The organism is Aeromonas sp. R10-2, from assembly GCF_040908445.1.
Lineage (GTDB): Bacteria > Pseudomonadota > Gammaproteobacteria > Enterobacterales > Aeromonadaceae > Aeromonas > Aeromonas veronii.
The window spans coordinates 1-13867 of sequence record NZ_JBFODS010000055.1 but is presented as its reverse complement, the minus strand read 5'-3'; the positions used below and the strand labels follow the sequence as shown (position 1 = coordinate 13867).

Here is a 13867-nt window from a genome sequence, read left to right as displayed (position 1 = left end):
GGTAATCCCCCCATTTTTTGGAGCACTCAAAAGTAGAGGTCATGCGGCCTGTGCCAAGCGCTGTTTCGGCGTGTAGCCGCCCAGCGCCATATTGGGCCGCTCATGGTTATAAACCCACAGCCAGTTCGTGGCAAATTCCTGTAACTCATTCAGTGACTCAAACAGGTAATGGCCCAACCAGTCGTAACGCACAGTGCGGTTAAATCGCTCTATGTAGGCATTCTGCTGCGGGTTGCCTGGCTGGATATACCTCAGCGCAATCCTCTTCTGCTGCGCCCATTGCTTGAGCTCTTCGCTGATGTATTCCGGACCATTATCACAGCGGATTGCGGCTGGTTTGCCCCGCCACTCGATGACCTGCTCCAGCACCCGTTTGACTCGCGAGGCAGGCAAGGAAAAATCCACCTCGATGCACAGTGCTTCGCGATTGAAGTCATCGATCACATTAAACAACCGCACCGAACGACCATCGCTGAGCTGGTCATGCATAAAGTCCATCGACCAACAGTGATTCGGTTGGTCAGGGACTGCCAACGGCTCCGGCTTGGCGCGTACTAGCCGCTTCTTGGGTTTTATCCGCAGATTGAGCTCTAGCGCCCGATAGATCCGGTAGACCCGCTTGTGGTTCCAGCCAAAGCCTTTGACGTTACGCAGGTACAGGAAGCACAGTCCGAAACCCCAGTTGCGCTGGTTGGCGGTGAGGCGCAGTAGCCAGTCGGCAATCTCCTGGTTTTCATCAGCCAGCACGGGCTGATAACGGTAGCAACCCTCGCTCACCTTGAACACCTGGCAAGCCAGACGGATAGAAATGGCGTAATGAGCCACAGCCTTGGTCGCCATCTCCCTGCGGGCAGATGGCGTCACCACTTTTTTGCCATCGCCTCGGAGATGATCTCAGCCTTTAGGCGCTCCTCGGCATACATCTTCTTAAGGCGACGATTTTCCTCTTCCAGCTCTTTGAGGCGCGCCATGAGAGAGGCATCCATGCCACCGAATTTGGAGCGCCACTTGTAGAAGGTGGCGGAGCTGATGCCATGCTCACGGCAGAGCTCAGGGACGGGTGAACCAGACTCGGCCTGCTTGAGGATGGCGATGATCTGTGCATCGCTAAAGCGTGATGTTTTCATGTAGAACCTCCTGCGTTCAAGATACGAGAAAATTCTACTTATGAGCACCTCAGTTTTTCGGGGGGATTACCCTTCCACCTGCTGGCCGCGGGGTAGCCGGAACAGCGCTTTGGCCGTCAGGGATGGCTCGGCTCTGACGATCACCTCTTGCTTGGTGGTCCATGTCTGATAGGTGCAGCCTTCAAACGGGCAGCGACCCCAGTCGTAATAGGGCAGGCGCGGCTTTTCATCAGAATTTACAGTCGTGGCAAACAACGACAACAGCAGCAAAAACAGTCTCATGAATTTACCTGTCCGGCGGGGCGCTCATCCGCCGGTTTGATGAATGGGGCCGCACTATATCTCAAGAGACCAAAATCCATCAAAGCCGCGGGATTATTGATTTTCACCGCAATAAAACGGGGCCCATTGGTCATGTGAGTAGGCGGCGCAAGAGGCCGAAGCGCGGCAGGAGCAGATAGCCCGCTCATTTGCCTTGTGCCATGCTGATGGCTATCAGGGCATCGGATCGGCATTTATGGGTATCTCTCGTTCGGGCACGCGTTTGGTATTACTGCTATCGGCACTTCTTCTCCCTCTTATGACCATCAGCCAGGCTGTGGCGATCAACGCGCCACTGCGGGGATGCGTCTTTCAGCTGGCGCCGCTGGTCACCATTGATCAGCAGGGCAAGGTCTCCGGGCCGGTGATCGACTACTTTCGCCGTCATATCGAACCCGCGATCGGGCGTACCATCGAGTGGCAGGGGCTCAATGTGGCTCGGCTGCTCAGCAACCTCGAGAGCGGCGAGTGCGATCTGACCCCGCTGCTGAGTTACAGTCCCGAGCGTGCTCGTCACTTTCGCTATATCGACCCCCACCTGTTGCTGCTGCGGCCAGTGCTGGTGGTACTGGTGCCATCGCGACTTCACTCGGTCGAACGGCAGGAAGATCTCTTCGGCACCACCATCGGCTGGTCGAGTCAGGCGATCGTGCCGCCGCTGTTGCAGCATCCGCAGATCCACATCGACACCCTCTCCCAGCTCAGCTGGGAGCATGGCAACATGCAGAAGTTGCTGCGTGGGCGGATTGATGCGGCGCTCTTCTCCAACGATATTTCCGCCAACCATTTTCGCGCCAAGCTCCCTGCAGCGACCCGCCTCATCTACCTGCCGGTCACCCCGCTGCAGGTGCATATCGTGCTGAACAAGTCGTTGGGAGATGGCAATCCCGAGCTGGTGCAACAGATGCGTCAGATGATGGAGCGGGTGCCGCTCGCCTCGCTGGTGGAGCCAACCCCGCGGCTGTGGGGGCGTTGAGAGGGGGTTGCGTGCAATAATCTACAAGTCCAAGGCCCGCTTCTGGTGTATCTATAACCCATGAGTACCACCGATTCCCTCATCCGCTACTGGCAATCCCCGCACCTGCCGGGGGTCGAGCTATCACACTCCCACCACAGGGCGTTCAGCTACGGTCGCCATGTCCATCTCGACTACCATATCGGGCTGGTGCAGCGGGGTGGCCAGAAGTTTATCCACAAGGGGAACAGCCACCATCTGGTGCGCGGGGTGCTCTCTACCGTCAACCCGGATGAGGTGCACGACGGCCTCAGCCTGTTGCCGGAAGGGTATGAGGTGAGGGTCTTCGCCATCGATCCGCAGCAGCTGGCGCTCTGGCTGCCGGAGCAGCCGGAACCCTTCTTCGACAAGGGATTACAGAGCCGCCCCGACCTCTATCAGGGCTTTGCCCAGCTGCACGGCTATCTCGACAACCCCAAGGCCGATGGCCTGCTGATCGAGAGCCAGCTGCTCGCCCTGCTGGGGGAGCTGCTGCATCTGCCCCCCGAGGTACACCAGCTGGCGGATCCCCAATTGCGATTTCTGCGCGACTACCTGATGGCCGCCCTCGACGAGCCCCACTCGCTGGAAGAGCTGGCGGGGCTGCTTGGGCTCGACCGTTTCGCCTTCCTGCGCCAGTTCAAGAAGCGCAGCGGCATGACCCCCTACGCCTGGCTGAAACGGCTGCGGCTGGAGCAGGGCAAGCGGCTGCTGGCGAGCGGGATGGCGGTGAGCGAGGTGGCGCTGGCGGTCGGCTTCTTCGATCAGAGTCACTTCCACCACGGCTTTCGCCAGGCATTCGGTCTGACACCTGCCGAATTTCGTGCCCAGATGCAATCTTTTACAAGCCGCGCCCCCCGCTGATCCGCCATGCTGGCTCTCCGTCGTTAAAGCGAGAGTTGTTATGCTGACCAGTCTGTTCGTTACCCTCGGCCTGATGCACCTGATTGCACTGGCCAGCCCCGGCCCCGATTTCGCCCTGATCCTGCGCACCAGCCTGCACCGGCCGACCGCTCTTGGCGCGGCGCTGGGCATCTCGCTGGCGATCATGGTGCACGCCACCCTGAGCCTGACCGGGATCAGCATGCTGATCGCCAGTCACCCGCTGCTGTTTATGGTGATCAAGTGCTGCGGCGCCCTCTATCTGGGCTGGTTGGGGTGGGGCGCCCTGATGGCGGCTCGGCAGCAGAGCAGTACCCTGATGGCCAGCGCCGCCAACGAGCTGCGCGGCTGGGGCAGGGGCGTGCGCACTGGCCTTGCCACCAACCTGCTCAACCCCAAGGCGCTGGTGTTCTTTATCGGTCTGCTGGCCGCCATGGTGACGCCAGAGGTGGATGGAATGACCCGCAGCCTGCTGGTGGGCGAGCTCTTCATCATCTCCCTCGGCTGGTTCGGGTTGCTGGCATGGAGCCTCTCCACCGATCGCGCCCAGCGCCTGCTGCTGCGGGTGCAGCGGCCGCTCAATCTGGTGACTGGTGTGCTGTTTGCGGTGGTCAGCCTCTCCATTCTGGCGAGCATGGGGGCCGAGCTGGTGGCCTGACGGGTGGGCGCATGGGCCTATACTCCAACAAGGTTTACCTGTCAGGAGTACCCGGCGATGCGTCTACTGCCTCTTTGCTGGTTGTTGGGGATGACCCCGGCGCTGGCGGCCCCGGTTCAGCTCAAATTGCTGGAGTGGGGTTATCTGCCTGCGGGTTATGAACAACAGTTTGCCGACTATGCCAAAGCCCATGGGGTGGCGGCGACGGTCAGCCGGATCGAGCCGCTGCTGACCGATTTCGACAGCGTCTACCGCTCCCTGCGCACCCGCAGCGCCGATGTGGTGCTGCCGACCAGCTACTTCTACAAGGCCCATCACCAGCCGCTGTTCAAGCTGCTGCTCCCCATCGATTTCAGTCGTCTGCAGCACTACCCCGAGGTGAAGCCCGCCCTCAAGAACACCGAGTATGACAAGCAGGGGGAGCGCAACTACTCGGTGCCCTTCTCCTACGCCATGTTCAGCCTCGCCTATGACAGCAAGCAGGTGCCGCAAGCGCCCACCAGTTGGCAGGTGCTTGCCAACAGCTCGCCGCCGGGCCAGTTTGCCGAGTTCTGCGACCAGTTCGAACCGCTGCTCTTTTCGGTGCTGCTCTCGCTGGGCAAGTCGCCCGCCCTGTTTGCCAGCGGCGAGATGCTGGCCGACAAGACCTTGCAGCAAGAGGTGGAGCAGCAGCTCTCGCAGCGGCTGCAAGCTAGTCGCGGCTTCTGGTTCAATCAGGCCAACCGCTGTGAGGATCTGCGCCAGCAGACCTTTGCCACCACCTGGGGGCTGGAGCTGGTGGAGTGCAACAAGCAGAACGATCAGCTGTGGCGGATCGCCATGGTGCAGGAGGGGGCCATCTATGCCCTCGATGCGATCTCCATCGCCCGCCATGTCGGGGATGATCCTGCACGGCTCAAGGCCGCCTACCTGCTGGTGGATTTTCTGCTGAGCGCGCCGCTGCAACGCCAGATGCTGGTGGGCACGCCCACCATCTCGGCCAGCAATATTGCCTCCCGGCCGCCCCTCAGTCCGCAGGAGCAGGCGGTGCTGCCGGATCGCCCGCTGCCGGAGTTTGACGAGCGGCTGCTGGTGCCCGCGTTGCCCGCCCATATCAAGAATCGCTACAAACGGATGGTGCAGCAGGCGATCGTCGCCAGCGGCAAAGAGGGGCTGGTCAAGCAGTGCCCCTGGGATCTCGATAACTGATGAATGAGCCTGCCGCTTCTCCGGCGGCAGGCAAGTTTGCGCAAGATGGCTGATGATCGGTCATCGCCCGTTCCAGGGCATTCCCCCGTTCAACTCACGCCGCTCGCTGGCCCCCATCGTTTGAAAAAAACCGAGCGCTTTTCGCAGCCCCATTTAGCCGGATTAAACAACCGAACCCTCGCCAGATTGCCGTTCATACCCTGGCTGACCCTGTATAAAAGCACCGCAATTGTGACAACTTGGATGTGAGCTGAACAATCCTGATCTGTTGCTTGTGGGAAGGTGATGAATAGGTTATTTCTCTGTGACATTGGCGGCATCCGGCACGGGTTCTCCAGCCATGTGGTGCGAAATCCACAGCAAAAACAAACAGTAAAATGCAGGAGCAAATATGAAAAAGGTCGTGATGGTTGCCGTGGCTGCGGCCCTGCTGGGTGGCTGCGCCGTCAAGAATCAGGTATCCCACAGCTTGCAGGCGATCCCGCTGACAGCCTTCCAGCAGAGCGAGAGCAACCCCAATCAGCGCGTCTACAAGGAGCCGGGCGTTGACCTGCGCCAATACAATGAGGTGCTGCTCGATCCGCTGCAGTTTATCCGGCAGGAGAATGGTCAGTGGTATCTGCTGACCGCCAACGAACAGAACCAGATTGGCCGCTACTACCACGACAAATTCCAGAGCGAGCTGATCAAGCAGGGCGTCAAGATCGCCACCGCACCCGGCCCGAAAGTCATGCGGATCCAGGCCGCCGTCACCAACTTCGACCTGACCCGCCCCGACCCCAAGCTGCGTGACCTGCTGCCGGCCAAGATCGCCATCAACGTCACCCGTGAAGTGATCGGCAAGGAGCCCTACCTGCTCAAGGTGGGCAGCATGGCCCAGCTGCTCGACTCCCAGAGTGGCAAGCTGCTGGTGCGGGTGATGGATGCCCGCGAGAGCACGGATACCACCCACAAGGATGAGCCCATCACCGCCGAGGAGATGGAGAAGATGATCGACCAGTGGGCGGCCAGCCGCGCCAAACAGCTGGCGGACAATCTTGGGAAATAAGAGCGGGAAACAAGAGCGGAAAATCAGCCTCAGAAAACGGGGGCAGACAGATCGAGAGAGGGAGCCTGGGGCTCCCTCTTTTTGTCTCCATTTTTATCCGCACCGCTGCCGCTCGCATGGCCGCACAGCCCTTGCCGAATGGGGAATCGACCCGTTGCCGAGTCCGCCGCCACACCATCCGCTGTGCAACGGGCCGACCGATTTCTGCTTTTCTCGCCCGCATTCAGGCAGTTAGGATGACCCTTCCCGTGACCGCATCCTCATAGAAAAGGAACCACTATGAATCGCCACCCCTGCATCAAACACTGGAGCGAGCTGCAAGAGCAAACGCCGCGCTACTACTCCGGCAGTCAGGAGCCCCTTTCTCGCGGCTGCGCCCTCGGCAAGCACTTCGGCTTTAGCCGCATCGGCATTCACCACGAGATTGTCGAGCCCGGCCATCGCACCAGCTGGCCTCATGCCGAAAAGACCGAGGACGAGTTCGTTCACGTGCTGGAAGGGACGCCGGATGTCTGGCTCGACGGCGTGCTCTATCGGCTGCAACCGGGGGATTCGGTGGGCTTCAAGGCCGGTGACGGGCTGGCCCACGCCTTTATCAACAACACCGAAGAGACTGTCCGGCTGCTCTGCATCGGCGATACCGATCGGGAGGACAACCGCATCCACTACGCCGTGCACCCCGAGCGTAATATCACCCTCGGCAAGCTGCACTGGGATGACGTACCCGAGCGCGAGCTGGGGGATCACGACGGCCTGCCCGACAAGCTGCGCGAGCGCAACGGCCCCTTCTAGGGCGCAGCCTTTCTGCGCACCAGCCCTGCACCACCCGATATAAAAAAGCCTGCCGCTTGGCAGGCTTTTGCTGTCTGTTTGCCGCCTGTGGCGTGCAGCGCTTATTGCAGGTTGAGCCCGCCCAGATAGTCGCGCTTGCCGAGATCGACCCCGGCGCGGCGCAGCAGGGCGTAGGCCATGGTGAGGTGAAAGTAGAAGTTGGGAATGCCGTACTCATGGACGCAGGTATGGCCATCCATCCCCTTGCCGCCCGCCCAGTGGGGCACGTAGCGACCGCTGGCGTACTGGCTGTAGTCCGCGTCCAGCTTGCCTTGCAGATAGGTGATGGTCTTGCCGATATGGGCGCGCAGATCCTCGATGGTTTTGGGTTCATCGCCCATGGCCGGCAGTTCGCTGTGGCTGGCGGTGGCCACCACGGAGCGGGCCGCATCGCAGCAGATCAGCACCTGCTTGCTGAAGGGCAGCATATCGACGATCAGCCGATCGCCGAAGAAGTTGTCCACGTTGAACTGCTTCGCCGCGGCGTGGGCCTCGGCCTTGGCCAGACAGTGATCCAGATTGGTCAGCATCTTGATGAACTGGGCGGTGATATCGCGATTCATGGGCACTCTCCATCTTGTTGAAACAGCGGCCCGCATGCGCGGCCACGGTGAATGAGACTGGCTAATCGGCCACCAATATACCCCAACCGCTGTCGGGTTCGAGCCTGCCACGATGAAAAGGGCAGGGTAGCGCTACTTCGCGCGATAGCCGTTGGCCAAGGGGCAATGCTCGCATTTTGAGCCTGTGAGTCCCTTATCGCCCCTTTTTTGATCTGTGACATAAATCACCTTTTTTCAGGGGCGTAGGCTGAATGCCGTTGTCCTGGACACACGCCTGCGCATCCGCCAGGACACAATAAAAGGAGAATGAGATGAAGATCTATGACCGTAACCGCAATGTGCTGAACCAGGGTCAGCGCGTGATGATTGCCGCCACTGGCGCAGTCGATTTTCTGAAAGAGGCCCACACCGATAATATGACCCCCTATCAGGCGGAGCATGAGAAGTGCGTGCTGCTGGCAAACTCCGGTGAGCGCTACGCCCCCATCGAGTTGATTAGACTAGGCTGATCCCTTTCCCTGTCACCCTACTCTTTACAATTCACCCGGCCGCCGCGCCCATCTGGCGGCCGGGTTTCTGATTTCCCCCTTCATCCCACCAAATGCCGAAAAATTGAACCGGGTCACATCCCGCTCGATTTGAGCGATTGTCAGCCAGCGCAGGCTCATGCGAACCTTTAAACTCCGTTAACTCACTAAAAAATAACGACTATGTTCAGGCAAATAATGATGAGTGCCGCCCTGCTGTCGGCGGCGCTGCTTTCCGGTTGTGCTTCCGTACCCATGGCCGATGCCACCGCAGACGCGCAGGCCAAGCAGTTTGTGGCGCCCAAGGATGCGGCCAACCTCTATATCTATCGCAACGAGACCTTCGGGGCGGCCGTCAAAATGCCGCTGCTGGTGGATGGTATGGCGGTCGGTGATACCGTGGCCCACACCTACATCCTCAAGCAGGTGACACCGGGCAGCCACACCATCACCTCCAAGTCGGAGAACGATGCCACCCTGACCCTCAGCACCGAGGCGGGTAAAAACTACTACGTCTGGCAGGAGGTCAAGATGGGCCTGCTGATGGCCCGCTCCAAGCTGAGTCAGGTCAGCGAAGAGGAGGGCAAGCAAGGGGTGATGGAGAGCAAGTTGGTTAAGTAATCTGAAAGCATTACCGGACACGGGCGTAGCCTCACCAGCTACGCCTGTGTCGGAAAGGTAGGGCACTAAATTTACACAGCGCAGAAATCATTCAATTTGGGGTATTTTTAGACTGTCCAGTATTCGGTTTATTTCTTTTTTAAATGCTATGTCTAGCCCTAAAGCTGATATTTCATCATCAGATAGCTTTTCAACATATCGCCCCATTTTTTCCTTACCTTTTATACTGAATCTATAATTTGCCATTATTTTCAAGTTTTCATCAATAGTATCTATATATTCGCTTGAGGATATCCCTTTATTAAATAACTCCATGGATTTTGATTCGGTATATTTTTCTGACTCATTCTCTATCCTATCAAGCCATTGACTATCTAATGCATGCTGCCACAGATTATCAGGTAGCAATTGTTCAATGTCTTTTGATATTGAAAATCCGAGCTTCTTAAGTGCAATAGTCTTTTGGCTGGGGTTTATAAGAAATGCTTTGACATTATTGCTTTCCTTGACCATCCCATTAAAAACGGCTTTTGCATTTCTTCCTGCATCATCATCATCCAATAATAAAATACCTTTTATTTGCTGATCTACGGTGCGGTGCTTTTGAACTAAATGAAAAGCGATTGCCCTTTCTGCTGCGGCAAGTGCATTATTATTGTCGTCGTCCGGAGTATCTATGAAAACTTCATTTATGGAGTTGAATTTAAATAAACGACCTATAATGGATTTATCTGATCTCCCTTCGAGGAAAACTCTGGGGTGTGAGTTTTTTTCTAATTCATTTGAAAGCGATAAGTTTAGTTTTTCTTGAGCTTCAATTTTATTTTGCCATTCAAGATTATGTTTTGAAATTATAGGGCTAATAACATCTAAAAAGCCAATATGGCCATGTATAGAGTTTTCATCGCTGTTTGTCACTATCGTTTCATTTTCATTTTTAGAAACATAATAGCAGGCTGTTTTTAAATTTCCTGTCAACTCAGGTGATGAGCATAAGGAATATATTGCTGGAGAATGCGTCGTGATGAATATTTGAGTGTGTTGCTTAGCAGCTTCAATAATCTGCTTATTCAACTCAAAGCATGTAGAAAATTCTACATTATTTTCAGGTTCCTCAAAACCCCATATTTGAGGTCTTATTATGGAGTTTACTCCAATACTTTGTCTCTTCTTTCCAATAAAAGATAAGATCATGGGGATATGTCTTATTTTTATACCATCCCCTCTTCTTCCTAATGGAATGTTATTTGATTGAAACTCTAAAACCTCAAATATACTCCGGAGATCTTTAGGCAGTTTTATACTATTTTTACTAGAAAACTGTGAGTCAATATCACTTAATAGTTCTTCGATGTGACTTTGTATTTTTGTTTCGAAGTCAGCAGCTGAAGCATGGAATCCTTTCTCAGTACTTATAGCTAAAACATCATATAGCCTACCTTGCAAGTCTCTAAAGAAACGCTGGTCCTTTATAGCAGGAATGTAAATAAAACTAATGTTGCTAAGTAGGCTTGGTATTTTGCTACGGGGTTGAAAATTAGTTTTGTGAATAATGGTGTCACGCCTTAGTCTGCAATATTGTTGTATCTCTCCTTGTGCGTGAATACCGTGCTCCCTCCACACTCTTCGCCAGAAAACCGTGTCAGGCTGATCCTCTTTTCTGTAGCTAGCTGGTAGTTTGAAAACTAATTCAATACTTATTTCTTTTGCTTTATTTTGTGCAACTTTTGCATTGATATTATAATCTTCATAGAAGTTGAATTTCTTTAAAGGATCGGTTTCATTATTGAAGAATAAATTCAGTGCTCTTAATATATTGGATTTCCCAGCATCGTTTTTTCCAACAAAAGTGGTTATTTCTTCTGAGCTGAAGGTTTGTTTATGAATAGAGCGGAAGTTTCTTATTGTAATTTGCCGTATCATTTCCTGGACCCAAATTAATATCTTTATGATGAATGTTTAGTTGAATTAGCAATGCAAACTTTAACATAAAATATATTGGTGCTAGTGTACATGTAATAGATAAGCTTTCATACTGGTTTTATAATGGTATTACGAGATTGGAAAATGTACTCTCTATAACTAACGCTATGTAAATACCTAGGACTTTAGATTTTATTTCAGGAAGTATGAGGGATGAGAGAGTTATTCTGAGAAGCAAGCAAGGCGATTTGCACCAACCCGGCCTAAAGCCGGGTTGATTATATCAAGAGCAGGAAAAATCAAAGTGCTTCCAGTCTGGCATAGGCCGTCACCAGCCACTTGGCGCCGACGTCGTCGAACTGGATCTGCACCCGGCTCTGCTGGCCCACACCTTCGAAGTTGAGTACCACCCCTTCACCGAATTTTGGATGGAGCACCCGCTGGCCAAGTTTGATGCCGCTGGCGTCAAAGCTCTGCTGCACCTCGTTCTGGCTAAAGCGGCCGTACTGGGTGGGGCGGCTGACCTGAGTGCGCAGCCGGATCTCTTCCAGACACTCGGCGGGCATTTCGCGGATAAAGCGGCTCGGCTTGTGGAACATCTCGCGGCCGTAGATGCGGCGGCTCTCGGCATAACAGATGTAGAGCTTCTCCATGGCGCGGGTCATGCCGACGTAACAGAGGCGGCGCTCCTCTTCCAGTCGGCCCGACTCCTCGGTGGATTGCTGGCTGGGGAACATCCCTTCTTCGACGCCGACCAGCAGCACCAGCGGGAACTCCAGCCCCTTGGCGCTGTGCAATGTCATCAGCTGCACCGCATCGGCATATTCGTCCGCCTGATTCTCGCCGGACTCCAGCGCCGCGTGGGCGAGGAAGGCGGAGAGATCGCTCATATCTTCCAGCTCGTCCGGGCGCTGGTACTGGCGGCAGGCGGTGACCAGTTCGTCCAGGTTCTCTACCCGTGCCTGGGATTTCTCGCCCTTTTCCGCCAGATACATCGCCTTGAGGCCGGAGTTCTGGATGGCGATATCCGCCTGCTGGTGCAGCGGCAGCATGGCGACCTGCTCCTCCAGCGCGTCGATCAGCTCGACAAAGCCGCGCACCGCGTTGCCGGCGCGACCGGTCAGCACCTTGTCGTTGAGCAGCGCCTTGGCCGATTGCCACAGGTTGAGCCCCTGATCGCGGGCGTTGCCGCGCAGGATCTCGAGGGTGCGATCGCCGATGCCGCGGGTCGGGGTGTTGACCACCCGCTCGAAGCTGGCGTCGTCGCCGCGATTGTTGATAAGGCGCAGGTAGGCCATGGCGTCTTTGATTTCCTGGCGCTCGAAGAAGCGCAGGCCGCCGTAGATGCGATACGGCATGGCGTCCTGCATCAGCGCCTCTTCCAGCACCCGCGACTGGGCGTTGGAGCGATAGAGGATGGCGCAGTCGGCCAGGAGGCCGCCCTTTTCCTTCCAATCCTTGAGACGGCCGACCACGAAGCGCGCTTCGTCCACCTCGTTGAAGGCGGCGTAGAGCGAAATCGGCTCGCCCTCGGCCCCTTCGGTCCACAGCTCCTTGCCAAGGCGCTCGGCGTTGTTGGCGATGACGCTGTTGGCGGCTTTGAGGATATTGGCGGTGGAGCGGTAGTTCTGTTCGAGGCGGATGGTCTCGGCGCCCTGATAGTCGGTCAGGAAGCGCTGGATGTTCTCGATCTTGGCGCCGCGCCAGCCGTAGATGGACTGGTCATCGTCGCCGACGATCATCACCTTGCCGCTGTTGCCCGCCAGCATTCGCAGCCAGGCGTACTGGATGCCGTTGGTATCCTGAAACTCGTCCACCAGGATGTTCTGGAAGCGGTCGCGGTAGTGCTCGAGGATGTGCGGCTTGTTGAGCCACAGCTCGTGGGCGCGCAGCAGCAGCTCGGCAAAGTCCACCAGACCGGAGCGATCGCAGGTCTCCTGATAGGTCTTGTAGATCTGCTGATAGGTGCGGGTGACGGGGTCGCCGTAGAGGTCGATGTCGCCGGGGCGCAAGCCTTCATCTTTCTTGCCGTTGATGTAGCCCATCACGGCGCGCGGGGCCCAGTGCTTCTCGTCGAGGTTGAGCGCCTTGAGCACCCGGCGGATCAGCCGGTACTGGTCATCGGAGTCGAGGATCTGGAAATCCTGCGGCAGCCCCGCATCCAGATGGTGGGCCCGCAGCAAACGGTGGGCGATGCCGTGGAAGGTGCCGATCCACATGCCGCGCACGCCGTCGCCGATCACCTTCTCGACCCGGCCGCGCATCTCGGCCGCCGCCTTGTTGGTAAAGGTGACCGCGATGATGGAGAAGGGTGAACAGCGTTCCACCTGCATCAGCCAGGCGATACGGTGCACCAGCACCCGGGTCTTGCCCGAACCGGCACCGGCCAGCACCAGCAGGTTGCTGCGGGGCGCCGCAACGGCATCTCTTTGCTTGTCGTTGAGCCCGTCGAGCAGGGTTGAAACGTCCATCACCACTCCTGTTTATTTATACAGGCGGGGATTATACGGCCATGTGAATGGAATGGCTAACCTGTTGCGTTAGCGGAGGGAGAGTTGGTAGCTGCGTTTATGTGCAAACGCCTGACCATTGGTATCAAACAACATGGTTCGTCCGGCTTGCAATTGAAGGTCGCTTAGGCGAATGCGGACTTCATGGCTGGAGAAACAGTTCGACGGGTTACAACCATAGGTATTGAATAACACAATGTCACCGCGACTATAGGTGCCATGTGTGAATCTAATATTGGTTGATAAGGTTTCAAACGTTCCTTGGCCAAGAGAGACGCTCTGACTCTGCACGGGAATTCAGATAATAAGTGCGACACTCATGGATGAATGGCGAGAGGTGGCCAACTGCTGATTGGTGGTACCCTTCTGCTCGCCAAAGTAAAAGCAGTATCACCATGAGCTATCAGCAGTTGACCGAGGGGCAACGATACCAGTTATCGGTGCTTCGCGCACAGGGGATGTCCATCCTTGCCACCGCACGCGCCATTGGCGTTCATCGCTCCACCCTCTACCGGGAGCTGCGTCGTAACGCCGGGCCGCAGGGCTACCAGCCAGACAATGCGCATCAGCACGCCACCCACCGACGGGCCAGTGCGGCCAAATCTCGGCTATCTGCCGATGTCATCCAGTTTGTCGAGCTGACACTCGCCTGGTGGTGGAGCCCGGAGCAGATA

The 13867-nt window shown here is 56.3% G+C and carries 14 protein-coding genes; 9 read left to right on the top strand and 5 right to left on the bottom strand.

Translation table 11 applies throughout. From position 1 onward, the window contains the following. Positions 1 to 39: 39 nt before the first annotated feature. Together AB5Y97_RS11705 and AB5Y97_RS11700 are read right to left on the bottom strand one after the other, a co-directional pair. A protein-coding gene (locus AB5Y97_RS11705) for an IS3-like element ISAs22 family transposase (RefSeq protein WP_088821966.1) occupies positions 40 to 1127 on the bottom strand; the annotation gives its coding sequence in 2 pieces (ribosomal slippage) (positions 40 to 875 and positions 875 to 1127; 1089 coding nt in all). Positions 1128 to 1193: 66 nt separating this feature from the next. Then, the gene (locus AB5Y97_RS11700) at positions 1194 to 1409 is read right to left on the bottom strand and encodes a hypothetical protein (protein ID WP_368157995.1); all 216 of its coding nucleotides are present in this window, start codon (positions 1407 to 1409) and stop codon (positions 1194 to 1196) included. A 298-nt stretch (positions 1410 to 1707) separates the two neighbouring features. Between AB5Y97_RS11700 and AB5Y97_RS11695 the strand changes: the two genes are divergently transcribed. The 6 genes from AB5Y97_RS11695 (at position 1708) to AB5Y97_RS11670 (ending at position 7010) form a co-directional block, all read left to right on the top strand. Beyond that, positions 1708 to 2424: an ABC transporter substrate-binding protein gene (locus AB5Y97_RS11695; RefSeq protein WP_201976726.1), complete on the top strand. Its 717-nt coding sequence runs from the start codon at positions 1708 to 1710 to the stop codon at positions 2422 to 2424. A gap of 60 nt (positions 2425 to 2484) precedes the next feature. After that, positions 2485 to 3306, top strand: coding sequence for an AraC family transcriptional regulator (locus tag AB5Y97_RS11690; protein WP_368157993.1), 822 nt, complete (start codon positions 2485 to 2487; stop codon positions 3304 to 3306). A gap of 40 nt (positions 3307 to 3346) precedes the next feature. Continuing rightward, positions 3347 to 3982 carry a LysE family translocator gene (locus tag AB5Y97_RS11685; protein ID WP_368157991.1) on the top strand — a complete coding sequence of 212 codons (636 nt, stop codon included), beginning with the start codon at positions 3347 to 3349 and terminating at the stop codon, positions 3980 to 3982. Positions 3983 to 4039: 57 nt separating this feature from the next. After that, positions 4040 to 5170: a PotD/PotF family extracellular solute-binding protein gene (locus AB5Y97_RS11680; RefSeq protein WP_201948461.1), complete on the top strand. Its 1131-nt coding sequence runs from the start codon at positions 4040 to 4042 to the stop codon at positions 5168 to 5170. A gap of 391 nt (positions 5171 to 5561) precedes the next feature. Further along, positions 5562 to 6218: a DUF3313 domain-containing protein gene (locus tag AB5Y97_RS11675; protein ID WP_108541596.1), complete on the top strand. Its 657-nt coding sequence runs from the start codon at positions 5562 to 5564 to the stop codon at positions 6216 to 6218. Between the two features lie 279 nt (positions 6219 to 6497). After that, the gene (locus tag AB5Y97_RS11670; RefSeq protein WP_005357028.1) at positions 6498 to 7010 is read left to right on the top strand and encodes a cupin domain-containing protein; all 513 of its coding nucleotides are present in this window, start codon (positions 6498 to 6500) and stop codon (positions 7008 to 7010) included. A 101-nt stretch (positions 7011 to 7111) separates the two neighbouring features. Here the strand turns inward: AB5Y97_RS11670 and AB5Y97_RS11665 are convergent, their stop codons facing one another. Next, positions 7112 to 7612, bottom strand: a complete 501-nt coding sequence (locus AB5Y97_RS11665) for a DUF1993 domain-containing protein (protein ID WP_368157989.1) — start codon at positions 7610 to 7612, stop codon at positions 7112 to 7114. A gap of 311 nt (positions 7613 to 7923) precedes the next feature. On the opposite strand from AB5Y97_RS11665, the gene ydfZ reads away from it, so the two are divergent. Beyond that, positions 7924 to 8121: a putative selenium delivery protein YdfZ gene (gene ydfZ, locus AB5Y97_RS11660; protein WP_005357022.1), complete on the top strand. Its 198-nt coding sequence runs from the start codon at positions 7924 to 7926 to the stop codon at positions 8119 to 8121. A gap of 201 nt (positions 8122 to 8322) precedes the next feature. Then, complete coding sequence (locus AB5Y97_RS11655) at positions 8323 to 8760, top strand: DUF2846 domain-containing protein (protein WP_017788673.1); 438 nt, start codon at positions 8323 to 8325, stop codon at positions 8758 to 8760. Positions 8761 to 8847: 87 nt separating this feature from the next. On the opposite strand, the gene AB5Y97_RS11650 is transcribed toward AB5Y97_RS11655, so the two are convergent. After that, a complete protein-coding gene (locus AB5Y97_RS11650; protein ID WP_368157988.1) occupies positions 8848 to 10683 on the bottom strand; it encodes an ATP-dependent endonuclease in 1836 nt (611 codons plus the stop codon). A 299-nt stretch (positions 10684 to 10982) separates the two neighbouring features. Then, positions 10983 to 13154: a DNA helicase II gene (gene uvrD / locus AB5Y97_RS11645; RefSeq protein ID WP_041209786.1), complete on the bottom strand. Its 2172-nt coding sequence runs from the start codon at positions 13152 to 13154 to the stop codon at positions 10983 to 10985. Positions 13155 to 13588: 434 nt separating this feature from the next. Between uvrD and AB5Y97_RS11640 the strand changes: the two genes are divergently transcribed. Further along, positions 13589 to 13867 (top strand): transposase (locus AB5Y97_RS11640; protein ID WP_368157254.1); only part of this gene is annotated, 279 nt, incomplete at its 3' end.